Raw genomic sequence first — 25486 nt, forward strand, 5'->3', positions numbered from 1 at the left:
AGTTATTCCTCAATTTCATTCAGGTTGCGCCCCGCCAGGGCGGCTTTGACCGTCGAGTCCAGGCGGCGAGCAGCAAAGGCATCGGTGACTTGCGACAGACGCTTGGTCTGCTGCTCGATGGCATAACCATCGGTGCCTTTGATCAATTCAGACAATTCCTGCATTTGCAGCTCGATCACCATGCGTTCCTCGGCGTCCAGCAGACGGTCGCCATCGGCCTCAAGAGCGGCCTGCACGGCTTCGACCAGACGCTGGCCGTCGACCTGTTGCTCGCGCAGTACCCGGGCGACCTTGTCGTCGCTGGCATGCTGGAACGAATCCTTGAGCATTTTGGCGATTTCGCCGTCGGTCAGACCGTAGGACGGCTTGACCTGGATGCTCGCCTCGACGCCCGAACCCAGCTCGCGGGCGGAAACATTGAGCAAACCGTCGGCGTCGACCTGGAAGGTCACGCGAATCTTCGCCGCACCGGCCACCATCGCCGGGATGCCGCGCAATTCGAAGCGAGCCAGGGAACGGCAGTCGCTGATCAGTTCACGCTCGCCTTGCAGCACATGAATCATCATGGCCGACTGGCCGTCTTTGTAAGTGGTGAAGTCCTGGGCGCGAGCAACGGGGATGGTGGTGTTGCGCGGAATCACCTTCTCCATCAGGCCGCCCATGGTTTCCAGCCCCAGGGACAATGGAATCACGTCGAGCAACAGCAGCTCGCCACCGTCGCGCTTGTTGCCGGCCAGGGTATCGGCCTGGATCGCGGCGCCGATGGCAACCACTTGGTCCGGGTCGATTTCAGTCAGCGGCTGGCGGCCAAAGGCCTCGGCAACGGCTTCGCGAACCCGAGGCACACGGGTCGAACCACCAACCATGACCACGGCCTTGACGTCTTCGAGCTCCACGCCGGAATCACGCACGGCGCGGCGGCAAGCCTTGAGGCTGCGGGCGACCATGGGCTCGATCAGCGCATCAAAGGCCTCACGGCTCAGTGCAGCCTTCCAGTCGCCGTACGCCACTTCGACACTTGCAGCGTCGGTCAGGGCTTCCTTGGCGGCGCAGGCCGTTTGCAGCAGGTGACGTTGCGCGCCCGGATCAAGGTCGGCGGACAGGCCCGCTTGCTCGATGATCCAGCCGGCGATGGCGTGATCGAAGTCATCGCCGCCCAGGGCGCTGTCGCCGCCGGTGGCCAGGACTTCGAATACACCGCCGGTCAGGCGCAGAATGGAGATATCAAAGGTGCCGCCGCCCAAGTCATAGATCGCGACGAGGCCTTCGGCGTGCTGGTCCAGACCGTAGGCCACCGCAGCGGCGGTCGGCTCGTTGAGCAGGCGCAGCACGTTCAGACCGGCCAGCTTGGCCGCGTCCTTGGTGGCTTGACGCTGAGCGTCGTCGAAATAGGCCGGGACAGTGATGACCGCACCGACCAATTCGCCGCCCAATGCCGCTTCGGCGCGCTGGCGCAGCACCTTGAGAATGTCAGCGGAAACTTCCACCGGGCTTTTCGGGCCCTGCACCGTTTCAATGAACGGCATGTGGGATTCGCCGTCGACGAAACGGTACGGCAGCTGATCACCCAATTGCTTGACGTCGGACAGACCACGCCCCATCAGGCGCTTGACCGACACAATGGTATTGAACGGATCGGTCGCGGCGGCCAGCTTGGCTGACTCGCCCACTTCCACATGATCGGCGTGATAGCGCACGGCGGACGGCAGGATCACTTGCCCCTGCTCATCGGCCAGCGGTTCGGAAAGACCACTGCGCAACGCAGCGACCAGGGAATTGGTAGTACCCAAGTCAATTCCCACAGCCAGGCGACGCTGGTGCGGTTGTGGACTTTGGCCGGGTTCGGCGATCTGCAGTAGGGCCATCGTAATCAGGACTTATCTGTAATCAGGCGTGCGACCGGAGCGGCACTGGGTTAATCGTCGAGGCGCTCTTCGAGCTGGCGCACTTCGTAGGTGAGCTTGTCGAGGAACTGCATGCGCCGCATCAGGCGTTCGGCCTGTTCGCGTTGCGCGGCATCGTCCCAACAGGCTGCGAAGCTTTCATTCAAGGTGTGCTGGGCGTCCTTCAAGCGGCGCTTGAACACCGCGACACCGGCCAGATCGGCGCTGTCCTGCAGATCTTCGAGTTCTTCGCGCCACTGCATCTGCTGCAACAGAAACTCGGGATCATGCACGGTGACTTCCAGAGGCAACTCATGACCGCTGATGGCCAGCAGATAACGCGCGCGCTTGGCCGGGTTCTTGAGCGTCTGGTAAGCGTCGTTGAGGTTCGCCGACTGTTCCAGCGCGCGCCGCTGCTCTGCCTCCGAGGCATCAGCGAAGCGGTCGGGATGGACACCGCGGGCCAGCTCCAGATAACGAGCGGACAACTGCTCGAGATCCAGGGAAAAGCCCGGCTGCAACTGGAACAAAGCAAAATGACAAGGAGTACCCACAAGCCGCCTCAGATGTTGAAGCTTTCGCCGCAGCCACATTCACCGCGCACGTTGGGGTTGTTGAACTTGAAGCCTTCGTTCAACCCTTCCTTGACGAAATCCAGCTCAGTGCCGTCCAGGTACGTCAGGCTTTTCGGGTCGATGATCACTTTCTGACCATGACTCTCGAACACCTGATCGTCTTCGCCCACTTCGTCGACGAATTCGAGCACGTAGGCAAGACCAGAGCAGCCCGTGGTGCGAACACCCAGGCGGATACCCTCGCCCTTGCCGCGCCCCTCAAGAGAGCGCTGCACATGCTTAGCTGCCGCTTCTGTCATCTGGATAGCCATGAAAACTCCTTACCTGTGCGCGGATCAGATCAAGCCTTTCTTCTGCTTGTAATCGCGAACGGCAGCCTTGATGGCGTCCTCGGCGAGTACCGAGCAGTGGATCTTCACTGGCGGCAGGGCCAGTTCTTCGGCCAGCTGAGTGTTCTTGATGGTTTCAGCCTCATCAAGGGTCTTGCCCTTCATCCACTCGGTGGCCAGGGAGCTGGACGCAATGGCCGAACCGCAGCCGTAGGTCTTGAACTTGGCGTCTTCGATGATGCCTTGCTCGTTGACCTTGATCTGCAGACGCATGACGTCGCCGCACGCTGGGGCGCCGACCATGCCGGTGCCAACATCAGGATCCTGCGCGTCCATCTTGCCGACGTTGCGCGGGTTTTCGTAGTGGTCGATGACCTTTTCGCTATATGCCATTTGCTTCAATCCTCATCAGTGAGCCGCTCTGGTGGCGACTTCTTCAGTGCGCCGCCCACTCGATTTTCGAGATGTCGATGCCGTCTTTGTACATGTCCCACAGCGGCGACAGAGCGCGCAGCTTGGTAACGGCCTCGCAGACTTTCTGCGCGGCGTAATCGATTTCTTCTTCGGTGGTGAAGCGGCCGAAGGTGAAGCGGATCGAGCTGTGAGCCAGTTCGTCGTTGCGGCCCAGGGCGCGCAGTACGTACGAAGGCTCGAGGGACGCCGAGGTGCATGCCGAACCAGACGACACAGCCAGATCCTTGAGCGCCATGATCAGCGACTCGCCTTCAACGTAGTTGAAGCTCAGGTTCAGGTTGTGCGGTACGCGGGCGATCATGCTGCCGTTGACGTAAAGCTCCTCGAGGTGCTCGACCTGCTTGAAGAAGCGGTCGCTCAGGGCCTTGATGCGTACGTTCTCGGCGGCCATGTCTTCCTTGGCCACACGGAAGGCTTCGCCCATGCCGACGATCTGGTGGGTCGCCAGGGTGCCGGAACGCATGCCACGCTCGTGACCGCCGCCGTGCATGGTCGCTTCAAGGCGAACACGCGGCTTGCGGCTCACGTACAGCGCGCCGATGCCTTTAGGGCCGTAGGTCTTGTGGGCAGAGAACGACATCAGGTCGACTTTGAGCTTCGACAGGTCGATGTCGACCTTGCCGGTGGACTGAGCCGCGTCGACGTGGAACAGGACGCCCTTGGAGCGGGTCAGCTCGCCGATGGCCTCGATGTCGTTGACGGTGCCGATTTCGTTGTTCACATGCATGATCGAAACCAGGATGGTGTCGTCGCGCAGTGCGGCTTCCACCATGGCCGGGGTGATGATGCCGTCTTCACCTGGCTCGATGTAGGTGACTTCGAAGCCTTCACGCTCCAGTTGGCGCATGGTGTCCAGGACAGCCTTGTGCTCGATCTTGGAGGTGATCAGGTGCTTGCCCTTGGTGTGATAGAAGTGCGCGACACCCTTGATTGCCAGGTTGTCGGACTCAGTAGCACCAGAGGTCCAGACGATTTCACGCGGGTCGGCATTGACCAGGTCAGCGACCTGGCGGCGGGCGTTTTCGACCGACTCTTCGGCTTTCCAGCCGAACACGTGGGAGCGGGACGCCGGGTTACCGAAGTTTCCGTCGACCAGCAGGCATTCACTCATCTTTTGCGCGACACGCGGATCAACCGGGGTGGTCGCAGAGTAATCAAGGTAAATCGGCAATTTCATGGACTTTCTCCTAAATCAGGCTGGCTGGCGTTCCGCTTGCTCTGCGGCGGTCATTCGACGGCGGACGCTTCAATCTTGTCCAGGTGCGGCGTCTTGCCATTGCAACGACGCTGGTCCTGACGCTGGGCTACTTCCTGCACCTCGCGACGAGTTACAAGGTCAGCCAAGCTGATACCGCTAAGAAATTCGTGGATCTGCAGGCTCAAGTCACACCACAAGTGGTGGGTCAGGCAAGTATCGCCGCCATGGCAGTCGCCAAGGCCCTGGCATTTGGTCGCATCGACCGATTCGTTCACCGCGTCGATCACCTGGGCAACCTGGATGCCCTGCATGTCGCGTGACAGCTGATAACCGCCGCCGGGGCCGCGCACACTGGAAACCAGGTTACTGCGGCGCAGCTTGGCGAACAGCTGTTCAAGGTAAGACAGGGAAATGCCCTGGCGCTCGGAGATATCGGCCAGGGACACCGGCCCGTGCTGCGCATGCAATGCCAAATCCAGCATCGCGGTCACGGCGTATCGGCCTTTTGTAGTCAGTCGCATGGACAATTACCACGGAGTTCGGAATGGGGCGAGTATGCAATTCCCGAGTATTTAAGTCAAGTATAAGACCTAGTGCTTTACTCAGGTTTACCCGCAAAAGAGCGCGCGCATCATAGCAAAGGCTGGCCAGTGGCGACCAGCGATACCGCGTTATCGTTCATCGCGAGCAAGCTCGCTCCCACATTGGATCTGCGGCGGCCTTCGATTTTGTGGCCATTGCAAATCCCCTGTGGGAGCGAGCTTGCTCGCGATGAGGCCAGCAGGGTCTCAGCTGGCCTGGCTCTCATCCTTGTCCTTCACACACGCAAAATCTTCCTCGCGCAGTTCAGGCAGGTCCTTGGCGCAGTAATTACTGCCCAGGTCCTTCAGGGCGCCGCACATGCCCTCCAGGCGCCCATCGACGGCCTGCAGGTGATCGAGCAACTGGTTGATCGCACGGGCGACCGGGTCGGGCATGTCTTCGCCGACACCGTAGGCATCGAAGCCGATCTTCTCGGCCATGGCCTTGCGGCGGGCGTCCTGCTCGTCATCGGTCTTGACGATGATCCGCCCCGGAATGCCCACCACGGTTGCACCGGCCGGCACAGCCTTGGTCACCACCGCATTGGAACCGACTTTCGCCCCCGCCCCCACCGTGAACGGCCCGAGCACCTTGGCACCGGCGCCAACCACCACGCCGTCTTCCAGCGTCGGGTGGCGCTTGCCTTTGTTCCAGCTGGTGCCGCCGAGGGTCACGCCCTGGTAGAGCGTCACGTCATCGCCTATCTCGGCGGTTTCACCAATGACAATGCCCATGCCGTGGTCGATGAAGAACCGGCGACCGACCTTGGCGCCCGGGTGGATCTCGATCCCGGTCAACCAGCGTCCGAAGTTGGAGACAACTCGAGCCAACCACTTCCAGCCCATGCCCCACAAGGCACTCGACAGGCGATGGATCCAGATGGCGTGCATGCCCGGGTAGCAGGTCAGCACTTCAAAGGCATTGCGCGCCGCCGGGTCACGATGGAAAACGCTTTGGATATCTTCACGCAAACGATCGAACATCTTTATTCCTTCCGCTTAATCAGCTCGCCACGGGCCGCTTTCTGGGTTTCCGTGAGGATGCCGCGCAATATATTCATCTCCGCCCGGCTGACCGAGCTTCGTCCGTACAACCGACGCAGGCGCGCCATCAAGTGCCGGGGCTTGTCCGGGTCGAGAAACTCGATGTCCACCAGGGTCTGCTCCAGGTGTTCATAGAGCCGCTCCAGCTCGTCCATGGTCGCCAGTGTCTCACTGCGCGGCGACGTGGCCTCGAATTTTTCCACCTTGCTGGGCTTGCCTTCGGCTGCCAGCCAGGCCATGCGCACTTCATAACTCAACACCTGCACCGCCGCCCCGAGGTTCAGGGAACTGAACTGCGGGTCGGAAGGGATATGCACGTGAAAGTGACATCGCTGCAGCTCTTCGTTGGTCAGGCCGGAATCTTCACGGCCAAACACGAGGGCGATCTCAGCACCCTGCCCGGCTTCCTCGACCACTTTCGTTCCGCATTCGCGGGGGTCGAGCAGCGGCCAGGGGATACGGCGGTCGCGGGCGCTGGTGCCGAGCACCAGGTTGCAGCCCACCAGGGCGTCTTCCAGGGTGGCGACCACTTGGGCGGCTGCCAGGATGTCACCGGCGCCGGAAGCCCGGGCGTCGGCTTCGTGATGGGGAAACGAGCGTGGCTCGACCAGCACCAGCCGCGACAGGCCCATGTTCTTCATGGCCCGCGCAGCCCCGCCGATATTTCCCGGATGGCTGGTATTGACCAGGACGACACGAATGTTCTGCAACAAGGGAGGCGCTCTCGAACACGATAAAGGGAGCAAATCTTACCTAAGCACCTACCGTTAAGCTATGAAAGCGAACACCAACCTTCTCCTGGGAAAACTTTCTGATAGAATGCGCGGCTTTCTTTAACAACCTTAGGTGACACATCCATGCAGCCCATGCTGAATATCGCGCTGCGCGCCGCCCGCAGCGCCAGTGAACTGATCTTCCGCTCCATCGAGCGCCTGGATACCATCAAGGTCGATGAAAAAGACGCCAAGGACTACGTGTCCGAGGTTGATCGCGCCGCCGAACAGAAAATCGTCGACGCACTGCGCAAGGCTTACCCGAACCACTCGATCCTGGGTGAAGAGACCGGCATGCACGCCGGCACCGGCATCGAAGGTGAAGAGTACCTGTGGATCATCGATCCGCTGGACGGCACCACCAACTTCCTGCGCGGCATCCCTCATTTCGCTGTCAGCATCGCCTGCAAATACCGTGGTCGCCTGGAACACGCCGTCGTGCTGGACCCGGTTCGCCAGGAAGAATTCACCGCCAGCCGTGGCCGTGGCGCCCAGTTGAACGGTCGTCGCCTGCGCGTCAGCGGTCGCACCAGCCTGGACGGCGCCCTGCTGGGTACTGGCTTCCCGTTCCGCGACGACCAGATGGACAACCTGGACAACTACCTGGGCATGTTCCGCGCCCTGGTCGGCCAGACCGCCGGCATCCGCCGCGCTGGCGCCGCGAGCCTGGACCTGGCATATGTCGCCGCCGGCCGTTTCGATGCATTCTGGGAGTCGGGCCTGTCCGAATGGGACATGGCAGCAGGCGCCCTGCTGATCCAGGAAGCCGGTGGTTTGGTGAGCGACTTCACCGGCGGCCACGACTTCCTTGAAAAAGGCCACATCGTTGCCGGCAACACCAAATGCTTCAAGGCTGTGCTGACGGCCATCCAGCCACACCTGCCGGCTTCGTTGAAGCGCTAAGCAGCTCGGCTACAGAAAAAGCACCTTTCGGGGTGCTTTTTTTATGCCTGTCTCACACCACTCACTGATCGTTCCCACGCTCTGCGTGGGAATGCCGCCAGGGACGCTCCGCGTTCCGCTTCTAGAGGTGACGCAGAGCGTCACGGGATGCATTCCCACGCAGAGCGTGGGAACGATCAACATTCACACCGCTATCGCGAGCAGGCTCGCTCCCACAGGGAATTTGGGGTGGGCCATAGAATGCGGGCATAAAAAAGCACCCCGAAGGGTGCTTCTTCATAACCGCTGGATCACTGAGCCGGTTCGTTCTGACCCAGGATCAGTTGGCCTTCCTTGTTCACCGGGATCTGGTTGCCCGGGTCGCGGTCCATGCGGACGTTGCCTTCCTTGCCATCGAGCATGTAGCGAACGTCATAACCTACAACCTTATCGCTGATGTCGTTGACCGTGTTGCAGCGAGTTTGGGTGGTGGTGTAAGTGTCGCGCTCCTGCATGCCCTCCTGAATCTTGTTACCGGCATAACCGCCGCCGGCCGCACCCGCCACGGTGGCGATTTTCTTGCCGGTGCCGCCGCCGATCTGGTTACCCAACAGGCCACCGGCCACGGCGCCCAATACGGTACCGGCGATCTGGTGTTGATCCTGGACCGGCTTCTGCCGGGTCACGGTGACGTCCTTGCACACCTCACGGGGGGTCTTGATTTGTGTTTTAACCGGGTCCACGGCCAATACTTGCGCATACTCAGGGCCGCTTTTGACCAAGCTGTAGGTGGCTACCGCACCACCGGCAGTCACACCGACAGCACCCAATACCGCACCAACCAGCATCGATTTGTTCACTTGAACCTCCTGACCATCACATGCGGATTTATCCGCGCTTCTCCCAGCCTTGGAGCACAAAAAAAGGCGCGAGTTCAACTCGCGCCTTTCAGGCCGTGACGGGCGGAAGCCAAACCTTACGGTCGGTCGTCCACTTCCGTATCTGTGGCCACCGGAGGAATCAGATCCTCGGTGCTCAGGTTCAGCCAGATCAGCACCACGTTGGCGATGTAGATCGACGAGTAAGTACCCGCCAATACACCAATGAACAGCGCAATGGAGAAGCCGAACAGGTTGTCGCCACCGAAAATCAGCAGCGCGCCGATCGCCAGCAACGTGGAGATCGACGTCGCCATGGTCCGCAGCAGAGTCTGGGTGGTCGAGATGTTGATGTTCTCGATCAGCGTCGCCTTGCGCAGCACACGGAAGTTTTCACGCACCCGGTCGAACACCACGATGGTGTCGTTGAGCGAGTAACCGATGATCGCCAGCACCGCCGCCAACACCGTCAAATCGAAGGTGACCTGGAAGAACGACAGGATGCCCACAGTCACGATCACGTCGTGGATCAGCGAGACAATCGCGCCCACCGCGAACTTCCACTGAAAGCGGAAAGCCAGGTACAGCAGGATCCCGCCCAGCGCCATCAGCATGCCGAGGCCGCCCTGGTCGCGCAGCTCTTCACCCACTTGCGGGCCGACATACTCGACACGCTTGACCTGCGCCGGGTTGTCACCGCCGGCCTTCTGCAAAGCCTCGGCCACTTGCTGACCCAGTTGCGGGTCTTCACCCGGCATCCGCACCAGCAGGTCGGTGGTCGCGCCAAAGCTCTGCACCACAGCGTCGGTGTAACCCGAGGTCATCAGTTGCTCGCGCACCTTGGTGACATCGGCCGGACGCTCGTAGGTCAGCTCGATCAGCGTACCGCCGGTGAAATCCAGGCCGTAGTTCAGGCCCTTGCTGAACCAGCTGAACAACGCCAGCAGGGTCAGCAATACAGTGACGCCGAACGCAACGTTGCGAACGCCCATGAAGTTGATTGTACGTAACATGGCAGCCCCTTAAATCCACAACTTCTTGAAGTCACGGCCACCATAAATCAGGTTGACCATTGCACGGGTCACCAGAATGGCTGTGAACATCGAGGTAAAGATCCCGAGGGACATGGTCACTGCGAAGCCCTTCACCGGGCCGGTGCCCATGGCGAAGAGAATCCCGCCCACCAGCAAGGTGGTCAGGTTGGCATCGATAATCGCAGTAAATGCCCGGCCGAAGCCTTCGTTGATTGCCCGCTGGACCGACATGCCCGCGGCGATCTCTTCACGAATCCGCGAGAAGATCAGCACGTTGGCGTCCACCGCCATACCCATGGTCAACACGATACCGGCAATACCCGGCAGGGTCAGCGTAGCCCCCAGCAGCGACATCAGCGCCAGCAGCAGCACCATGTTCACCGCCAGCGCAACCGTGGCGATCAGGCCGAAGAAGCGGTAGATGGCGATGATGAACAGCGAGACAAACAGCATGCCCCACAGCGATGCATCGACACCCTTGGCAATGTTGTCGGCACCCAGGCTCGGGCCAATGGTGCGCTCTTCAGCGAAGTACATCGGCGCAGCCAGACCACCGGCACGCAGCAGCAGGGCCAGTTCCGAGGATTCACCCTGGCCATTGAGGCCGGTGATGCGGAACTGGCTGCCCAGCGGCGACTGGATGGTCGCCAGGCTGATGATCTTTTTCTCTTCCTTGAACGTCTGGACCGGTACGTCTTTCTCGACGCCGTTGACCACTTGCTTGGTGTAAGTGGTGGTCGGCTTCTGCTCGATGAAGATCACCGCCATGCTGCGACCGACGTTGCTGCGCGTGGCGCGGCTCATCAGTTCGCCGCCGTGGCCGTCCAGGCGAATGTTCACCTGTGGGCGACCCTGCTCGTCGAAGCCCGCCTGGGCGTCGGTCACCTGGTCACCGGTGATGATCAGGCCGCGCTCGATCTGCGCCGCCGGACGACCGCCTTCACGGAACTCGAAGCTCTCGGTGGTAGCGCGGGAAGCACCCGGTTCGGCCGCGAGACGGAATTCCAGGTTGGCGGTCTTGCCGAGGATACGCTTGGCTTCGGCGGTGTCCTGCACGCCCGGCAGCTCAACCACGATGCGGTTGGCGCCCTGGCGCTGCACGATCGGCTCGGCCACACCCAGCTCGTTGACCCGGTTACGCACCGTGGTCAAGTTCTGCTTGATGGAGTATTCGCGGATTTCCGCCAGCTTGGCCGGGGTCATCGCCAGACGCAGCACCGGCTGACCATTGAGGTCGGCTGGCACAATGTCGAAATCGTTGAAGTTCTTGCGGATCAGCGCACGGGCCTTCTCGCGTACATCTTCGTCAGTGAAACCCAGCTGAATGGCACCGTCGAGCTGCGGCAGGCTGCGATAGCGCAGACGCTCTTTACGCAACAGGCTCTTGACGTCGCCTTCGTAGACTTTCAAGCGTGCATCCAGCGCCTTGTCCATGTCCACTTCCAGCAGGAAGTGCACACCACCGGACAAGTCCAGACCCAGCTTCATCGGATGCGCGCCGAGGTTGCGCAGCCATTGCGGGGTGGTCTGGGCCAGGTTCAGGGCCACGACATAGTCGTCACCGAGGGCCTTGCGCACCACGTCCTTGGCCGGCAGCTGGTCTTCAGCCTTGAGCAGACGCAACAAACCGCCCTTGCCGCCTTCGGCAACGGTCGCGGCCTTCACTTCGATACCGGACGCCTTGAGCGCAGCGCTCGCACGGTCCAGATCGGCCTGAGTGACCTGCAAGGCAGTGCTTGCGCCACTGACCTGAATGGCCGGGTCATCAGGATAAAGATTGGGAGCGGAATAAATCAGACCGACCGCCAGCACCGCCAGGATCAGTAAATATTTCCACAGAGGGTATTTGTTCAGCATCACGCCGCCCGCTTATGACGCGGGGCGCCTTGCGCGCCCCGTCGATTGAATAGAAGTTGTTACTTAGATCGCTTTCAGCGTGCCTTTTGGCAGCGTGGCCGCGATGGCGCCCTTCTGGAATTTCATTTCAACGGTGTCGGACACTTCCAGTACCACGAAGTCATCGGCCACTTTGGTGATCTTGCCAGCGATGCCGCCGGTGGTGACCACTTCATCGCCCTTTTGCAGGCTGCTGAGCAGGTTCTTCTGCTCTTTGGCACGCTTGGCCTGTGGACGCCAGATCATCAGGTAGAAGATGACCAGAAAGCCAACCAGGAAAATCCACTCGAAACCGCCACCCATTGGCGCTGCTGCAGGGGCAGCGGCATCAGCCATGGCATTAGAGATAAAAAAGCTCATTTAGCACTCCAGTTGCAAGTATTGAATCTTAGGATCGGAAAACTCAGTCCAAGGGCGGAACAGGCAACCCGCGCTTGGCATAGAAGGCATCGACAAAGGCGGCCAATGTACCCTGTTGAATAGCCTCGCGCAAACCAGCCATAAGCACCTGGTAATGGCGCAAATTGTGGATGGTATTCAACATGCTACCCAGCATTTCGCCGCACTTGTCCAAATGGTGCAGATAAGCACGGGAGAAGTTCTGGCAGGTGTAGCAATCGCAGGTCGGATCCAGCGGCGATTCATCATGGCGATGGAACGCGTTACGGATCTTCAGCACGCCTGTATCAATGAACAGATGCCCATTGCGGGCATTACGGGTTGGCATCACGCAATCGAACATGTCCACACCGCGGCGCACACCCTCAACCAGATCTTCCGGTTTGCCAACGCCCATAAGGTAACGAGGTTTGTCAGCCGGCATCTGGCCCGGCAGGTAATCGAGCACCTTGATCATTTCATGCTTGGGTTCGCCCACCGACAGACCGCCAATGGCCAGGCCGTCGAAGCCGATCTTGTCGAGGCCTTCGAGCGAGCGCATGCGCAAATCCTGGTGCATGCCGCCCTGGACGATGCCGAACAGCGCCGCCGTGTTCTCGCCATGGGCGTTCTTGGAGCGCTGGGCCCAGCGCAACGACAGCTCCATGGACACCCGCGCCACGTCTTCATCGGCCGGGTACGGCGTGCATTCGTCGAAGATCATCACGATGTCCGAGCCCAGGTCGCGCTGGACCTGCATCGACTCTTCCGGCCCCATGAACACCTTGGCGCCATCCACCGGAGAAGCGAAGGTCACACCCTCCTCCTTGATCTTGCGCATCGCACCCAGGCTGAACACCTGGAAACCGCCGGAGTCGGTCAGAATCGGACCTTTCCATTGCATGAAATCGTGCAAGTCACCGTGGGCCTTGATCACCTCCATGCCCGGGCGCAACCACAGGTGGAAAGTGTTGCCGAGGATGATCTCCGCGCCCGTGGCCACAATATCCCGAGGCAGCATGCCCTTGACCGTGCCGTACGTGCCCACCGGCATGAACGCGGGGGTTTCCACCGTACCGCGGGGGAAGGTCAGACGACCGCGACGAGCCTTGCCATCGGTAGCAAGCAACTCGAAGGACATGCGACAGGTGCGACTCATACTGTTTCCTCGGGTCCGCGTGGCGCGGGGTTACGGGTGATGAACATCGCATCACCGTAGCTGAAAAAGCGGTATCCATGCTCGACGGCGGCCTTGTAGGCGGCCATGGCTTCGGGATAACCGGCGAACGCCGAAACCAGCATCAACAGCGTGGATTCGGGCAAATGAAAATTGGTGACCAGGGCATCAACCACATGAAACGGCCGGCCCGGGTAGATAAAGATGTCAGTGTCGCCACTGAACGGCTTGAGCACGCCATCGCGCGCAGCGCTTTCCAGCGACCGCACACTGGTGGTCCCCACCGCCACCACCCGCCCACCGCGAGCGCGGCAGGCCGCCACGGCATCGACCACTTCCTGGCTCACTTCGAGCCATTCGTTGTGCATATGGTGATCTTCGATACGCTCGACCCGCACCGGCTGGAACGTCCCGGCGCCGACGTGCAGCGTCACAAACGCCGTCTCCACGCCCTTGGCGGCAATCGCCTCCAGCAACGGCTGATCAAAATGCAGCCCCGCCGTCGGCGCCGCCACCGCCCCCAAGCGCTCGGCGTACACGGTCTGATAACGCTCGCGGTCCGAACCTTCGTCCGGGCGGTCTATATAAGGAGGCAACGGCATGTGCCCGACACGGTCGAGCAGCGGCAATACCTCTTCGGCAAATTCCAACTCGAACAACGCGTCATGCCGCGCCACCATCACCGCCTCACCGCCGCCGTCGATCAAAATCGACGAACCCGGCTTGGGCGACTTGCTCGAGCGCACATGGGCCAGCACACGGTGACTGTCCAGCACCCGCTCCACCAGAATCTCCAGCTTGCCGCCGGAGGCCTTCTGGCCAAACAAACGCGCCGGAATCACCCGGGTATTGTTGAACACCATCAAATCGCCCGGGCGCAAATGCTCAAGCAAATCAGTGAATTGACGGTGAGCCATGGCACCGCTGACCCCGTCCAGGGTCAACAGTCGACTGGCGCGACGCTCGGCCAGAGGGTGGCGAGCGATCAGCGAATCAGGGAGTTCGAAGGTAAAGTCAGCAACACGCATGATGGGGTTCGTCTAGCAGGGCCGGAAAGTCTAGCGGAATTATCAAAAATTCACCATGAAACGTGATTGACCAACGGTAGGCACCTCTCTATACTTCGCCGCCATTGAGCCCTGATGGCGGAATTGGTAGACGCGGCGGATTCAAAATCCGTTTTCGAAAGGAGTGGGAGTTCGAGTCTCCCTCGGGGCACCATATAGCAGTATCTGAAAGTCTCTACCAGACTCTCAGACCCAGAGAAACCGGCCACTTGAGCCGGTTTTTTTGTGCCTGTCTATCCATCCCTGTCTCTTCCTATCCGTTGTATCCCTGTATCCCAGCTTGTATCCTCAGGAAAATACCTAACTTTGGGATACAAGGATGAAGCGCGCAGACATCAAGCGCCGCCCTCTCGCTGATACGACACTCGCGGGGTTGGAGCCGGAGTCAAAGGAATACCGAGAGCTCGATGGGAACGGCCTTTACTTCCGGGTCAAACCTGATGGCGGTAAATCCTGGCAGCTCCGCTACAAACGTCCGGCGGGCAATTGGGCTTGGATGGGGCTAGGGGGTTATCCAGAAGTAAGCGGCGCACTGGCACGGGACAAAGCTGCTGCGCTCCGCAAGGTAGTTAGTAGCGGCGAGGACCCTTTAGAACAAAAACGCTCTGCTAAAGCGGCCGTTGATGCAGCCAAGACGCGAACGTTCCGTGCGGCTGCCGATGCGTGGCTCAGGGCAAAAGAGGAAAAGGGTCTAGCTCCCTCCACCCTCAACAAAATCCGTACATACCTCGATAAAGACATTCTTCCTGCATTGGGGGATAAACCTCTCGACGAGATTACCCGCACTGATTGCGCAAAGCTCCAAGCATCCATTGAAGCCCGAGACGCGCACAACGTCGCGGAAAAGTGTCGCACTTGGATCAATCAGATCTTTGGGCGGGCCATTGGTTTAGGCTTGACCGAAAATGATCCAGGGAGTCGCCTTCGCGATATCGCCGCCCAAGCGCCAAAGACCCAGCAACATCCACATTTGTTAGAGCCCGAGCTTGGCGACTTTCTGACTGCGCTAAAAAATACTCCAAGTAGACTGACGGCCCGAACTGCGGCATGGCTTTGCATATGGACGGCATCTCGACCGGGCATGGTTCGCTTAGCCGAATGGAAAGAGTTCGACCTTGATAAAGCGATCTGGACCACACCTGCCGCCAAGATGAAGATGCGAAGGGACTTTGTATGCCCACTTCCTAAACAAGCGGTGTCAGCCCTCGTAGAGCTTCGGTGTCTAACCGGGCGCAGCCGATGGCTGTTCCCCGGAGTCGGCGCTAAAAACCCGACCATCAGTGAGAACACCATCAACAAGGTCTTCGCGACTATTGGTTACAAGGGACGTTTAGTCGGTCATGGCACCCGCCATACCGCTAGCACTCTACTCAGAGAACATGGTTGGCCGAAAGAGCACGTCGAAGCGCAACTCGCCCATAAAGAAGAAGGGATCTCCGGGGTGTACAACAAAGCCCAGTACCTTGAGCAACGCATAAAGATGATGCAGTGGTATGCCGATCACCTTGATGCACTTGAAGCCGGAAATGTTATTCAAGGTCAGTTCGGTAAGGCTGTATGAGCACCCACTACCATACCCCCCTCAAAAATCATGTTACGGGTGTTACTCGTGTAACTAACCTCACCAGACGCCCGCTTTCATTGGCTTTCACGCCTGTTACACGCCCGCGCAAACATCCGTACACCGCGTGTGACACTGCCTCAATGTGTAACGCGTCCACTCCCCCTAACTCACTGTGGGCTGACGTTAGACGTGCCTGGTCATCGAGCGATTCACGCTGGCTTCACTTGCGACACACAGGGCGTGGGATAAAGCGCGACACAACGCCTGAGACGCTCGGCCATGGCTGATCATCAATCCCTAGTAGATTCCGCGTTTACCTCGGGGCTAATGAGTTTTCTCTCGGCACAGCCGCTATACAAGCTCTGCCGTGAACAGATTCATGACGTGTGCTATTTGATCGAACAATGCTGTCTTCGCGTTCGCGACGACAGCAACGACTTCGATCCCAGCAGCCTCTGCATCAAGACGACAATGCATGAAGAGACAATTTTTCAGTATGCCTCCACCGACACCAGGGCACGTCTCGCCCACTGGGTTCGTCAGTACAGCAAATGTGAGACGGTTTCGGATCGCGATGCCCACGCAGCCTACATCATGGCTTGCGCTGTTAAAGCATTGGGGGCGCTAAACGATTGGATGCGGACAACCAATCAAAAGGCTTGGTCCCATCTCTCAGAACCTCCGACTGACTTGTCGTGGGGGCTTTACTGTCAGCTCGTGGAGATACAGGCCAATCCGGATGAGCGCATTGAGGCGCTCGATCAGTACGTCCTTTATCTGGAGCCAATCACGTCCCTGCCCTGCTTGATTGATGATGAACTGACGCCCGTCGCTGATCGAGCGATCAAGAATGCGACCCGCAAAAAAGGCGGCATCATCAGCGGCATGGAGCGTAGAAAGGACATCAGTGTTCGAGACGCAGCCATCGTTGTGCAGGCGAAACGTCTACAGGCGAAAGGCATGGAGAACCAAAATATCCCTAGCGCCGTGCATGCTTGGCTGGTGCGGGAAGTGGCGAAGACGTCGAAACAGCGTCCCGAGTGGATCGCTCTTGAAACGGAAAAAGCACTCACGCGCAAAAGCGTAGAGGCCATCCTCAAACGCAACTTTGTTCTGTAACTGAAATTTCAATCGAATTTCAATTGGAAGTGAACTGCTCACCGCATTTCATCGCCTAGATCATTGCTCTCGTCAGTCCAAATCAATCGAGAGCAATACCTATGAATACCTCAATCACCGGCCTTTCCCGCAAGGCTCCTGCAAATTCCCCCTCGCTGTTTGATGCCACCTCGACGTTGATCCGCATGCGTGAAGTCGAAGGCATCGTAGGGATGAAACGGTCCACCATCTACAAGCTGATGCAGCGTCCTGACTGTGGCTTTCCTCAGCCCGTCAAACTGAGCAACAGCAATGCTCGCGGTGCGCCGGTCGCCTGGGTTCTATCTGAAGTCCAAGCATGGGCACGCAGCCGCATCGAGGCCCGTGATCAGGTGGCCGCATGAGCCGCAAGATCGCCAACAAAGCCCTGATGCACCCGTTCTCTATTCTTCGTCAGATCGGCTTCCCGCCTCGCCTCATGCAACGCCTGGAGCGCTACCGCAGCCAGCAGGACAAACAAGGTCGTGTGGTCGCCGTGCTCTGTTGGGCCGACGGTACCTGGTGCGCATTGTCAGTTCCCTGCGAAGCGCCTCGAGCAATCATCGTTGACGAAGGCCAACAAATCGACGCCTACGAAGATGCACGCGCCTGCCTAGATGGCGACCTCTTACCCTTTGTTTCCCTGCGCTGGGAAGTCAATGCCTGAAACGAAAACGCCTCCGGGGGCGATCCGGAGGCGTTGAGGTAAATCTACATGCACGAACAATTTATGCCACACCCGAAAAATCCGCAAGACACCCCCATAGTTGCACTTTCGAAAAACGGACGTTACTCTCTGGTCGTCGCTGCAAAATCAGCGACCGGGTTTGACGGCCCGAGTACATACAGGCGCACAGGCGCCCCCATACCGATTGCAGGCGCTTTTTTTGTGCCCGCATTCTCGTTTCATGGTGGCTGTGCGTGGGAGACCTTCGGGTCTGCCGGGGTCCTGTATGCCCGGTCCGTCAACCTGCGCACAGCTGCCACCCTAATTCGTTTGACGGCGAACCGTGGCAGCTCCTCACATACAGGAGTTCCGTTAGATGAAACACGCCCTCAATCCGTCCAAATTTCGCGCCGCTGCACACCGTGCAATGGCTCTCGCCGCTCTACACGCCAACTCCAGCCTCGCTACTCGTCTTGCCCGTTACAACGCCCATATGGTCAAAGCTCGCGCTCTCGAAGCCGCAGGCGGTGCCCAATGAATTCCTCCCTCAGCTTCGCCTTGCCCGAAGACCTGCTCTGCGTCAGCAAAGACATCGAGAAGGGTGTCCCGGTTGATGCAATCACCTGTGCTATCAACCGCGCAGAGTCCGTGCTGATGTTGCTTGAGGACCATTTCGAAAGCGAAAGCGACAGACCACGCCTAGCCAATCACGTCCTGGCCGCTGTTATTTGGGATGTCCGGGGCACCCTGGGACTGATCAAAACCCTAACCCTGCACGGAGACACCACGTCTGTTCCGATGGATCAGAAAGGCGGTGCCGTATGAGCGCGCACACCACACTAGGCCGAGCGTCGTTTTTCAATAAAACATCCGGCCAGGGCGTGTTTCGGGTGAATGCGGGCATTCCTATTGAGGATGCACTCGAAACGGTTTCGCTCCTCCAGCATTACGCCAATCAACTCTCCCTCGATGCCGCCATGAGCGATAAGGGCGAGCGCTACAGCTGGTGCGCGCTTTACCTGGGCGAAATGGCAAAAGCCCTGATCGATGACGTGAACGATGCGATGTTTATGCCGGCGGCCGATATATGACCCAGCGCATGAATAACCCAACAAAACGCCCCAGCTTCGCCGACGTGAAAAGTGCCGCACTCAAGGACATTGATCGCGTGCTATCTCACTGGCTGCCCAATGGCAAACGGGTCGATGGCGGCAAGGAATACACCGCCCCCAATCCGACCCGCACGGACAAACGTGCCGGGTCGCTCAAGGTCAACTTGAGCAAAGGCACCTGGGCGGACTTTGCTACCGGTGACAAGGGCGGTGACCTGATCGACCTGGTGCGCTACATCGATGGCGGGACAGACATCGAAGCCTGTAACAAGCTGGCGGATCTGCTGCACGTATCGGCAGGCGCCGCGCAATCGAAGCCTGTACCGAGCAAAAGCAAAGCACCGGAATGGATCGTCATTCAGCCGATCCCGGTCGAGGCCATGAACAAGTGTCCGGCCAAGCATCGGCAACACGGCGCGCCCTCCAAGGTGTGGATCTATCGCGATGCCCAAGGCCACCCCCTCATGGCGCTTTATCGCTTTGACCTGGGGCCCGACGAAGACGGCAAGCCAAGGAAAGTCTTTGCACCGTTGACCTGGTGCCAACGCGCCGACGGCCAAACCACTCAATGGCGGTGGCAAGGTCTGCCCGATCCGCGCCCTCTTCTGCGCTTGGACGAACTGTCGCAACGGCTCGATGCCCCGGTCGTACTGTGCGAAGGTGAGAAAGCCGCCGATGCCGCTGCCGAGTTGATGCCGGGCCATGTGGCGACCTGCTGGCCGAACGGTTCCAACTCTTGGCACAAGGCCGACCTGACACCACTCAAAGGGCGGGCGGTCTTGTTGTGGCCGGACAACGACTCCAGCGGTCAGAGTTGCATGGAGGCCGTCGCGGAAAAGCTGCGTGAAATCGGTGCTGTCTCAGTGCAAGCAATCGCCCTGGACGTCTTCAAACGCAAGCCCACGTTCAAGAATGGCAAACCTACCTTTGCCAAAGGGGGTCAATGGGACGATGGCGACGATGCAGCCGACGCACTCGCCAAGGGCTGGACATCGGCCCACCTCGCCGAGCTGGAGCGCACTGGCGAGCTGTTTGGCTCAGCACCCGCTCCCGCTCCGGCCGGAGAAGTCGAAACAAAGGTGCAGCCCAAAACCAAGCGGCCAGCCAAATCAAAAAATGACCTTTTGCCCGGCGGTTTTCGCCTGACCCCAGAAGGCGTGTTTTATTCTGGCGACGACGGCGAAGCGCGGCCTGTGTGCTCGCCTCTGGAGATCCTCGCTCGCACCCGTGACGACAAGGGCCACAACTGGGGCTTGCTGGTCGAGTTCGACGACCCGGACGGCCAGAAAAAGCGCTGGAACATTCCAGCCCGCACCATGACCGGCGACTTTGGCAAGGACGTGCTTGGCCCTCTGGTGGACATGGGTCTACGTCTGGCGGGCAGCCGTTCAGGACGCAACGCACGCAACGACCTACAAAGCTATTTGCAGGGCTTTGACAGCGCGCAACGGGCTCGTCTGGTCACTCGGCTGGGCTGGCACGGGAATGCCTTCCTATTGCCCGAACGGCAGATCGGTTCGCATGACGAACACCTGCACTTCTATGAGGCTGGGGCACAACTCCCACCGATCAGCGAGTCCGGCACGCTGGAACAATGGCAGGAGCAAATCGGCGCATTGTGCGTCGGCAACCATCGTTTGGCGTTCGTCGTCAGCGTGGCCTTTGCGGGACCGCTGTTGAACATGCTCGGTCACGAGTCGGGCGGGTTTCACCTCTACGGTGACAGCTCCGGTGGCAAGACCACCCACCTACAAGTGGCCGCCTCGATCTATGGCGGACCACGTGTGGTGCGCTCCTGGCGCTCGACAGACAACGCCCTGGAATCCATCGCCGCCGCGCATTCGGACGGGCTCCTGGTGCTGGATGAAATCGGCATGTGCGACCCGCGCATCATCGGTGAAACGGTGTACATGCTGGGCAATGGCACCGGCAAGGCTCGCGCCAATGATCGAGGACAAGCAGGCCGACAGGTACAGGAGTGGCGCTTACTGTTTCTCTCGACCGGCGAGAAGACGTTGGCGCAGCACATGGCCGAGGCAAACAAGGAACTGAAAGCCGGCATGGAAGTGCGCATGCTCGCCGTACCGGCGGATGCCAGTAAAGGCCTCGGCATGTTCGACGTGTTGAGTGGCTTCGACGACGCAGCGGCCCTCTCTGACGCGCTCAAGGCTCGGGTAGCCAAATACTACGGCACGCCACTCACCGCGTTCCTGGCGGCCCTTTGCGAGCCCGGCAAGATGCACGGTTGGTCAACCATCCTCCGTCGGACTCTAGAAGCGTTCGTTGCCAAAGCCCTCCCCGCTTCGGCCAGTGGGCAGGCACACCGGGCCGCCGCACGCTTTGGGCTGGCCGCCGCAGCCGGAGAGCTGGCGACCGCTCTCGGCATTACCGGCTGGCCCGACGGCACCGCGACCACAGCAGCACGTGTGTGCCTAAGCGCGTGGCTGAATGAGCGCGGCGGTGCAGGAAACCTAGAAGGCGATGCGATTTTGGCCCGTCTCCGGCAGATCATCGAGCGCTTTGGGGAAAGCCGCTTCACCCGCTGGGAAACCGCCGCCGCGAAGATCGACGAGCATGGGCCACGCACCATTGACCGCCTGGGCTTTCGCAAGACGCTGGAGCACGGCATGGGCGACACCATGCACACCACCCACACCTACTACGTGCTGCCCGAGGCATGGCGCTCCGAGATATTTCGGGGCATGAACATCAACGCCGTGAACAAGGAGCTGCTGCACCGGGGTGTGTTGGAACCTGGTAGCGATGGCAAGGCATCGAGCTTGGTCCGGTTGCCTGGCCTCGGCCCGCAACGCTGCTACATCGTGAAGACGATTCCGGGAACGGATGAGAGCGAGGCTCGGGCTGCCTGACGGCATCCCTACTGATCGAGGTAGCGCCGGCTGATTCCCGGCCTCGCCAGCCGCTCAACCCAACCCAATCGAATTACACAGAGACGAAACAATGAACGACATCCAAAAACTGAAAGACCGCCGTGAACGACTGACCTCCGAAGTGGAACGCCTGCGAGCCGAACTCTTGCACTATGAGACCGCTCTAGCCGCCCCCGAGTCTATCCAGCGAGGCCGGGAGCGGGACGTGCAGGATCAGTACGCCGACCGGAAAAGAAAATGTGATTCACTGGACTTTGAAATCAATCAGTTAAATCAAAAAATTGTTCGACGCGAAAACATCGCCAATCACGAAACCCTGATGGCGGGCTACCGCGACGCCATGGCGACGTGGAAAGCCGACGAGCACGAGCTCAACGAAAAGCGCCAGAGTGTCAGCACACGCCTGAATGAAATCCGTCAGCAAGCCACAGACGAAATGGCGAAGGCACGTCAGGCTGAGACCGAAGCGGCCACTGCCTACGCTCAGGCTGTTGCATGGGGCGACACCGAAGGCGAGAAGACCGCTAACGCTGACGCTCAAAAAGCCGCCAAAAACCTCGCGACGGTAGCCGAACAAAACCGTCGTCAACAGCTGATGATCAGCGCTCTCGAACAAGAGCTGTCCACCATCGATCAACACATCGCTGAAGCGCAGCAAGAACATCAAAAAATTGAGAACAAGGCGCTGCACCTCGCCAACGCGGTGCTTGAAGAGAAGTGGAATGAGGCGGCTCAGGCTTTGCTTGATGTAGGCGGACAACTTTGCGCGGCGCGTCGGATGATCGACCGGGATCCTGTTGCGCTGCTCAAGCTCAACGTTCCAGAGCAAGGCGAAAATTTCAGCAGTTGGGACTGGAGTGACCTGTCGGAGCGCTCAGTGCGGTACAAGGTGCAAGACGTGCTGGCTTTGTAACGACCTGCCCAACCTGAAACAGCCCACGTGTGTGGGCTGTTTAAACACTGCCCAAGGATCAGCACTATGAACACTGCCATGCAGAACAGCCCCAGTCGTACCGAAACGCTGAAGACAAGGAAAACCCATCTGAGCAGCCTGCTCAAGCTCATGGGCTCTCGCTGGGGGAAAAGCACAGCAATACAAAGCCTCACCGCCAACGCGATCAAAGCAGAGCTGAGCCTCATCGATCAGCAATTGAAGCGCCGGAGTTAACGCACGTGGAAGCCTATACGGCTTCCGCTGCCCGCTCTATAGGTAGTTGGTTGAGCCGACAGGTTTAACTGTTCAGTCCCACCCTCACATTTAAGAGGGCAGCTTTCGGTCCAGAGTGTGTAAAAACGCTTCGCCAAAATTGAAGTGTGCGCATCTACGTTAAATCTGAAATTTATCGGCACGTCAGCAGATGTGGATTTCGCATAGAAGCGCGATTTTCAGTCCGGTTTTGAGTAACTGTCGCGCTCAAAAATGTTTTTACACACCCTCGGCCAAAAGGAGTCGCTCGAATGCGTTGAGATCAGAGGCGTTTCTGAGCGCGATAGCACCTGCCCAGATGTCATTTTCCTGTCCAAGCATCCAGCGTGGATGGAATGCCAGTAGCAGGAGTGGATTTAGCCATAGTAGCGTTGCGCCTCTACGACCCTGATCGGGTGAACGTGTAACGGAGCAGTGAAATGGATTTTGTAGAACGCTTGAACGCAATGTCAGCGAAGGTCAATCAGCTAGCGTCGACTATACAAACGGAGGAAGCAACGAAAACTGCTTTCGTCATGCCGTTCATTCATACCGTGCTGGGCTATGATGTATTCGACCCTTCCGAAGTTGTTCCAGAATACGTCTGCGATGTGGGCACGAAAAAAGGAGAAAAAATTGATTACGCGATTTTGAAAAATGGCCAAATCCAGATATTGATCGAAACAAAAAAAGTCGGCGAGCCGCTCAATATCAACCATGCGAGCCAACTTTTCCGATACTTTCATGTCACCACTGCACGAATTTCCATTCTTACAAATGGCAGGTTTTATCGGTTCTACACCGATCTAGATGCACCAAACAAAATGGATGAAAAGCCGTTTCTAGAGATCGACCTGCTTAATATTGATGAGCACGTAATCCCTGAACTTCAAAAGCTTACGAAGTCCGCTTTCGACGTTGACTCGATCATCAATGCCGCAGGCGAACTGAAGTACGTGGGAAACATAAAAAAGGAAATGGCTACGCAGTTCACCGAACCTGATGATGATTTCGTGCGCTTCTTCGCATCGCGCGTCTACGAAGGGGTCATAACCCAGAAAGTGCGAGATCAGTTTACTCAGCTCACAAGGAAAGCCGCAGCCCAGTTTCTCAGTGACCAAATCAACGACAGGTTGAAGTCGGCGATGAGCAAAGCCACATTTCCCACGCCCGCTGAATCGGTCGTCGCTGAAAATCAGGCTGAAGCCCAACAAGAGCCTGAAGATCGTATTCTGACTACGATGGAGGAGCTGGAAGGTTTTCATATAATCAAAGCGATTATCCGGACCGTCATAGATGCAAAGCGCATAGCCAGCAGAGACACCCAGAGCTACTTCGGTATACTTCTAGACGACAACAACCGCAAACCTATCGCGAGACTCCACTTCAATCGTAGCCAAAAATATCTTGGGATTTTTGACAAAGACAAAGTCGAAACGCGCCACCCTATCAACTCACTCGACGAGATCTATGAGTTTTCAGCCTCGCTAAAAGAGACGATATCTTTTTACCAAGAAGCCTGAGCAAGGACTTCCCAGTCCTTTGCCTACAGGCCCAGGGACTGGGATTACGCTAATCTCCGGCCAATAGCTGGTATTGGTGACTGCCAGCTTTCGGCCAGAAGCGACTCATCCATCCACCTCTAATGCGGCATACACTGTTGCTGCTGTCCTAGCCCAGATCGCCACCTTGTGGTTGTACGGCCTCAGTAACATAAATGGACTTCCAGAGAATGAAAAAAATCGAGATCACACAGGATGACCTAGACCAGGGCACCGAAAAATTCCATTTATACATGCTTTATGTAAAACATCGGATAGCCGGACTAGCGGACCCCAGAATGGCGGTATTCACCGCTATAGATACCATCCAAAAAGATGGCTATAGAGTAATTTTCGGTTCGTATCCGGATAATGCCGGTAAAAACGTTAGCAATTGGATTGACGAGCATTATGGAGACAGAAGTCATATTTCCTATTGCTTTCCTTCCATAGCTTGTGAGATTGACGGCAGCGCGTATTTACTGAGAATGCCTTTGCTGCGCGTAGATGAAATACCGTTGACCCAAGCAGTGATTGATATCACAGAAAGTAGTGCTTCTTCAATCTCTTCGAAAAGACATTCGCTTCTGGAGCAAGAATATACTGATTATTACAACGCTCTTTACAATATTAGTGTTTTCAATCCTGCGAGCATTATTCACATAAGCGCTGCGGCCAACTATATTCTTCACAGCAAGGCTACTTATGCCCTTGCTCGGTGGGAAAGTCTTTCATTTGTGGAAAAAATCATGAAAGAGATCCTGCGTGCATTCGACATCAAAATGAGCGGGGCGGATGGTCACGACATTCAAGGTGCATTACACACAGAATGGAAAAATGCCGGCCTACCCGCATTGCCGGAAACGCTACTATCGGATGTTATGTGCACGACTGCGATGAGGTATCAAGAAACACCTCAACCGCTCGCGGCCACACTAAAAGCGCATCATTCCTCAGTACGGCTAGGAGCAATAATCTCAAAGCAAAAGCAAGCCATGCCACAGATAGACAACGAATTTAAATTTAAAATAAAAGACATGTCTCTGGATCCATGCTTACATATTGCTCGTTTGGTCAAAGCCATTGACCCATTGGCTGGAAACTCTCCAAAGGTTCGCCTTATACGTTGAACTGTCCACTTTCGGCCAAAAGCGGAACTTTGAGAGCAATACCTTCCAGCCAGAAGCAGTCTCTCATTGCCTCAACACATTCCCCGGGA

General features: G+C 58.2%; 26 protein-coding genes and 1 tRNA gene. 13 read left to right on the top strand and 14 right to left on the bottom strand.

The features are described from left to right. Window positions 1-2: 2 nt before the first annotated feature. The 8 genes from hscA to trmJ all read right to left on the bottom strand — a co-directional run bounded on the left by hscA (window position 3) and on the right by trmJ (window position 6797). Window positions 3-1865, bottom strand: a complete 1863-nt coding sequence (gene hscA, locus PSEUDOMOFG3G_RS21655) for a Fe-S protein assembly chaperone HscA (protein WP_047227473.1) — start codon at window positions 1863-1865, stop codon at window positions 3-5. Window positions 1866-1915: 50 nt separating this feature from the next. Then, entirely contained in the window at window positions 1916-2437 is a 522-nt protein-coding gene (gene hscB, locus PSEUDOMOFG3G_RS21660) for a co-chaperone HscB (protein ID WP_047227472.1), read from the bottom strand. A gap of 8 nt (window positions 2438-2445) precedes the next feature. Beyond that, window positions 2446-2769: an iron-sulfur cluster assembly protein IscA gene (gene iscA / locus PSEUDOMOFG3G_RS21665; protein ID WP_047227471.1), complete on the bottom strand. Its 324-nt coding sequence runs from the start codon at window positions 2767-2769 to the stop codon at window positions 2446-2448. Window positions 2770-2793: 24 nt separating this feature from the next. Further along, window positions 2794-3180 (bottom strand): Fe-S cluster assembly scaffold IscU, encoded by a 387-nt coding sequence (iscU, locus tag PSEUDOMOFG3G_RS21670; RefSeq protein ID WP_003185157.1) that lies wholly within the window; start codon window positions 3178-3180, stop codon window positions 2794-2796. A 43-nt stretch (window positions 3181-3223) separates the two neighbouring features. Next, a complete protein-coding gene (locus PSEUDOMOFG3G_RS21675) occupies window positions 3224-4438 on the bottom strand; it encodes an IscS subfamily cysteine desulfurase (protein WP_139051096.1) in 1215 nt (404 codons plus the stop codon). A 50-nt stretch (window positions 4439-4488) separates the two neighbouring features. After that, window positions 4489-4980: a Fe-S cluster assembly transcriptional regulator IscR gene (gene iscR, locus PSEUDOMOFG3G_RS21680; protein ID WP_047227469.1), complete on the bottom strand. Its 492-nt coding sequence runs from the start codon at window positions 4978-4980 to the stop codon at window positions 4489-4491. Between the two features lie 267 nt (window positions 4981-5247). Then, complete coding sequence (gene cysE / locus PSEUDOMOFG3G_RS21685; protein WP_139051097.1) at window positions 5248-6024, bottom strand: serine O-acetyltransferase; 777 nt, start codon at window positions 6022-6024, stop codon at window positions 5248-5250. 2 nt (window positions 6025-6026) lie between these two features. Continuing rightward, on the bottom strand, window positions 6027-6797 hold the full coding sequence (trmJ, locus tag PSEUDOMOFG3G_RS21690) for a tRNA (cytosine(32)/uridine(32)-2'-O)-methyltransferase TrmJ (RefSeq protein WP_047227467.1): 771 nt from the start codon (window positions 6795-6797) through the stop codon (window positions 6027-6029). A gap of 144 nt (window positions 6798-6941) precedes the next feature. Between trmJ and suhB the strand changes: the two genes are divergently transcribed. Continuing rightward, a complete protein-coding gene (gene suhB / locus PSEUDOMOFG3G_RS21695; protein WP_003185165.1) occupies window positions 6942-7760 on the top strand; it encodes an inositol-phosphate phosphatase in 819 nt (272 codons plus the stop codon). A 290-nt stretch (window positions 7761-8050) separates the two neighbouring features. Here suhB and PSEUDOMOFG3G_RS21700 read toward each other — a convergent pair whose 3' ends face one another. The 6 genes from PSEUDOMOFG3G_RS21700 to queA all read right to left on the bottom strand — a co-directional run bounded on the left by PSEUDOMOFG3G_RS21700 (window position 8051) and on the right by queA (window position 14130). After that, window positions 8051-8599, bottom strand: a complete 549-nt coding sequence (locus PSEUDOMOFG3G_RS21700; RefSeq protein WP_139051098.1) for a glycine zipper 2TM domain-containing protein — start codon at window positions 8597-8599, stop codon at window positions 8051-8053. Window positions 8600-8715: 116 nt separating this feature from the next. Next, window positions 8716-9630, bottom strand: coding sequence for a protein translocase subunit SecF (secF, locus tag PSEUDOMOFG3G_RS21705; protein ID WP_139051099.1), 915 nt, complete (start codon window positions 9628-9630; stop codon window positions 8716-8718). 9 nt (window positions 9631-9639) lie between these two features. Then, entirely contained in the window at window positions 9640-11508 is a 1869-nt protein-coding gene (gene secD, locus PSEUDOMOFG3G_RS21710) for a protein translocase subunit SecD (RefSeq protein WP_139051100.1), read from the bottom strand. Window positions 11509-11571: 63 nt separating this feature from the next. Next, entirely contained in the window at window positions 11572-11907 is a 336-nt protein-coding gene (gene yajC, locus PSEUDOMOFG3G_RS21715; RefSeq protein ID WP_007956696.1) for a preprotein translocase subunit YajC, read from the bottom strand. Window positions 11908-11950: 43 nt separating this feature from the next. Next, complete coding sequence (tgt, locus tag PSEUDOMOFG3G_RS21720; RefSeq protein WP_160891620.1) at window positions 11951-13066, bottom strand: tRNA guanosine(34) transglycosylase Tgt; 1116 nt, start codon at window positions 13064-13066, stop codon at window positions 11951-11953. Window positions 13067-13080: 14 nt separating this feature from the next. Then, window positions 13081-14130 (bottom strand): tRNA preQ1(34) S-adenosylmethionine ribosyltransferase-isomerase QueA, encoded by a 1050-nt coding sequence (queA, locus tag PSEUDOMOFG3G_RS21725; RefSeq protein WP_025211994.1) that lies wholly within the window; start codon window positions 14128-14130, stop codon window positions 13081-13083. A gap of 108 nt (window positions 14131-14238) precedes the next feature. Here queA and PSEUDOMOFG3G_RS21730 point away from each other — a divergent pair. From PSEUDOMOFG3G_RS21730 to PSEUDOMOFG3G_RS21785, 12 genes are all read left to right on the top strand, one after another. Beyond that, window positions 14239-14323: transfer RNA gene (locus PSEUDOMOFG3G_RS21730), tRNA-Leu, on the top strand. A gap of 165 nt (window positions 14324-14488) precedes the next feature. Next, a complete protein-coding gene (locus PSEUDOMOFG3G_RS21735; protein ID WP_139051101.1) occupies window positions 14489-15730 on the top strand; it encodes an integrase arm-type DNA-binding domain-containing protein in 1242 nt (413 codons plus the stop codon). 282 nt (window positions 15731-16012) lie between these two features. Further along, window positions 16013-16852, top strand: coding sequence for a hypothetical protein (locus PSEUDOMOFG3G_RS21740; protein ID WP_139051102.1), 840 nt, complete (start codon window positions 16013-16015; stop codon window positions 16850-16852). A gap of 101 nt (window positions 16853-16953) precedes the next feature. After that, window positions 16954-17235 (top strand): AlpA family transcriptional regulator, encoded by a 282-nt coding sequence (locus PSEUDOMOFG3G_RS21745; RefSeq protein ID WP_003205554.1) that lies wholly within the window; start codon window positions 16954-16956, stop codon window positions 17233-17235. Continuing rightward, window positions 17232-17537, top strand: a complete 306-nt coding sequence (locus PSEUDOMOFG3G_RS21750; protein WP_139051103.1) for a hypothetical protein — start codon at window positions 17232-17234, stop codon at window positions 17535-17537. Before PSEUDOMOFG3G_RS21745 ends, PSEUDOMOFG3G_RS21750 begins: the two co-directional genes overlap by 4 nt. 534 nt (window positions 17538-18071) lie before the next feature. Continuing rightward, window positions 18072-18362 (top strand): hypothetical protein, encoded by a 291-nt coding sequence (locus PSEUDOMOFG3G_RS21755; protein WP_010457912.1) that lies wholly within the window; start codon window positions 18072-18074, stop codon window positions 18360-18362. Next, the gene (locus tag PSEUDOMOFG3G_RS21760) at window positions 18359-18628 is read left to right on the top strand and encodes a DUF3077 domain-containing protein (RefSeq protein WP_139051104.1); all 270 of its coding nucleotides are present in this window, start codon (window positions 18359-18361) and stop codon (window positions 18626-18628) included. The genes PSEUDOMOFG3G_RS21755 and PSEUDOMOFG3G_RS21760 overlap by 4 nt, the downstream gene beginning before the upstream one ends. Continuing rightward, window positions 18625-21519, top strand: a complete 2895-nt coding sequence (locus PSEUDOMOFG3G_RS21765) for a DUF927 domain-containing protein (protein ID WP_139051105.1) — start codon at window positions 18625-18627, stop codon at window positions 21517-21519. Before PSEUDOMOFG3G_RS21760 ends, PSEUDOMOFG3G_RS21765 begins: the two co-directional genes overlap by 4 nt. 91 nt (window positions 21520-21610) lie before the next feature. Then, window positions 21611-22453: a chromosome segregation protein SMC gene (locus PSEUDOMOFG3G_RS21770; protein ID WP_139051106.1), complete on the top strand. Its 843-nt coding sequence runs from the start codon at window positions 21611-21613 to the stop codon at window positions 22451-22453. 66 nt (window positions 22454-22519) lie between these two features. Then, the gene (locus PSEUDOMOFG3G_RS21775) at window positions 22520-22708 is read left to right on the top strand and encodes a hypothetical protein (RefSeq protein WP_139051107.1); all 189 of its coding nucleotides are present in this window, start codon (window positions 22520-22522) and stop codon (window positions 22706-22708) included. Window positions 22709-23166: 458 nt separating this feature from the next. Continuing rightward, complete coding sequence (locus PSEUDOMOFG3G_RS21780) at window positions 23167-24249, top strand: type I restriction endonuclease (RefSeq protein WP_139051108.1); 1083 nt, start codon at window positions 23167-23169, stop codon at window positions 24247-24249. A gap of 209 nt (window positions 24250-24458) precedes the next feature. After that, entirely contained in the window at window positions 24459-25397 is a 939-nt protein-coding gene (locus PSEUDOMOFG3G_RS21785; protein ID WP_139051109.1) for a hypothetical protein, read from the top strand. Window positions 25398-25486 lie beyond the last annotated feature (89 nt).

Origin of the sequence: Pseudomonas sp. FG-3G, from assembly GCF_901007645.1 — a bacterium.
Taxonomy (GTDB): domain Bacteria; phylum Pseudomonadota; class Gammaproteobacteria; order Pseudomonadales; family Pseudomonadaceae; genus Aquipseudomonas; species Aquipseudomonas rhizophila.

Excerpts from the sequence above, each read along its gene's own strand:
- PSEUDOMOFG3G_RS21750 (WP_139051103.1), top strand. The coding sequence starts at position 17,232 with ATGAGCCGCAAGATCGCCAACAAAGCCCTGATGCACCCGTTCTCTATT.
- tgt (WP_160891620.1), bottom strand. The coding sequence starts at position 13,066 with ATGTCCTTCGAGTTGCTTGCTACCGATGGCAAGGCTCGTCGCGGTCGT.
- PSEUDOMOFG3G_RS21765 (WP_139051105.1), top strand. The coding sequence starts at position 18,625 with ATGACCCAGCGCATGAATAACCCAACAAAACGCCCCAGCTTCGCCGAC.
- secF (WP_139051099.1), bottom strand. The coding sequence starts at position 9,630 with ATGTTACGTACAATCAACTTCATGGGCGTTCGCAACGTTGCGTTCGGC.
- secD (WP_139051100.1), bottom strand. The coding sequence starts at position 11,508 with ATGCTGAACAAATACCCTCTGTGGAAATATTTACTGATCCTGGCGGTG.
- PSEUDOMOFG3G_RS21740 (WP_139051102.1), top strand. The coding sequence starts at position 16,013 with ATGGCTGATCATCAATCCCTAGTAGATTCCGCGTTTACCTCGGGGCTA.
- PSEUDOMOFG3G_RS21755 (WP_010457912.1), top strand. The coding sequence starts at position 18,072 with ATGAATTCCTCCCTCAGCTTCGCCTTGCCCGAAGACCTGCTCTGCGTC.
- PSEUDOMOFG3G_RS21735 (WP_139051101.1), top strand. The coding sequence starts at position 14,489 with ATGAAGCGCGCAGACATCAAGCGCCGCCCTCTCGCTGATACGACACTC.
- iscA (WP_047227471.1), bottom strand. The coding sequence starts at position 2,769 with ATGGCTATCCAGATGACAGAAGCGGCAGCTAAGCATGTGCAGCGCTCT.
- PSEUDOMOFG3G_RS21745 (WP_003205554.1), top strand. The coding sequence starts at position 16,954 with ATGAATACCTCAATCACCGGCCTTTCCCGCAAGGCTCCTGCAAATTCC.
- yajC (WP_007956696.1), bottom strand. The coding sequence starts at position 11,907 with ATGAGCTTTTTTATCTCTAATGCCATGGCTGATGCCGCTGCCCCTGCA.
- suhB (WP_003185165.1), top strand. The coding sequence starts at position 6,942 with ATGCAGCCCATGCTGAATATCGCGCTGCGCGCCGCCCGCAGCGCCAGT.
- PSEUDOMOFG3G_RS21760 (WP_139051104.1), top strand. The coding sequence starts at position 18,359 with ATGAGCGCGCACACCACACTAGGCCGAGCGTCGTTTTTCAATAAAACA.
- PSEUDOMOFG3G_RS21780 (WP_139051108.1), top strand. The coding sequence starts at position 23,167 with ATGGATTTTGTAGAACGCTTGAACGCAATGTCAGCGAAGGTCAATCAG.
- PSEUDOMOFG3G_RS21785 (WP_139051109.1), top strand. The coding sequence starts at position 24,459 with ATGAAAAAAATCGAGATCACACAGGATGACCTAGACCAGGGCACCGAA.
- iscR (WP_047227469.1), bottom strand. The coding sequence starts at position 4,980 with ATGCGACTGACTACAAAAGGCCGATACGCCGTGACCGCGATGCTGGAT.
- PSEUDOMOFG3G_RS21775 (WP_139051107.1), top strand. The coding sequence starts at position 22,520 with ATGAACACTGCCATGCAGAACAGCCCCAGTCGTACCGAAACGCTGAAG.
- PSEUDOMOFG3G_RS21770 (WP_139051106.1), top strand. The coding sequence starts at position 21,611 with ATGAACGACATCCAAAAACTGAAAGACCGCCGTGAACGACTGACCTCC.
- hscA (WP_047227473.1), bottom strand. The coding sequence starts at position 1,865 with ATGGCCCTACTGCAGATCGCCGAACCCGGCCAAAGTCCACAACCGCAC.
- cysE (WP_139051097.1), bottom strand. The coding sequence starts at position 6,024 with ATGTTCGATCGTTTGCGTGAAGATATCCAAAGCGTTTTCCATCGTGAC.
- PSEUDOMOFG3G_RS21675 (WP_139051096.1), bottom strand. The coding sequence starts at position 4,438 with ATGAAATTGCCGATTTACCTTGATTACTCTGCGACCACCCCGGTTGAT.
- iscU (WP_003185157.1), bottom strand. The coding sequence starts at position 3,180 with ATGGCATATAGCGAAAAGGTCATCGACCACTACGAAAACCCGCGCAAC.
- queA (WP_025211994.1), bottom strand. The coding sequence starts at position 14,130 with ATGCGTGTTGCTGACTTTACCTTCGAACTCCCTGATTCGCTGATCGCT.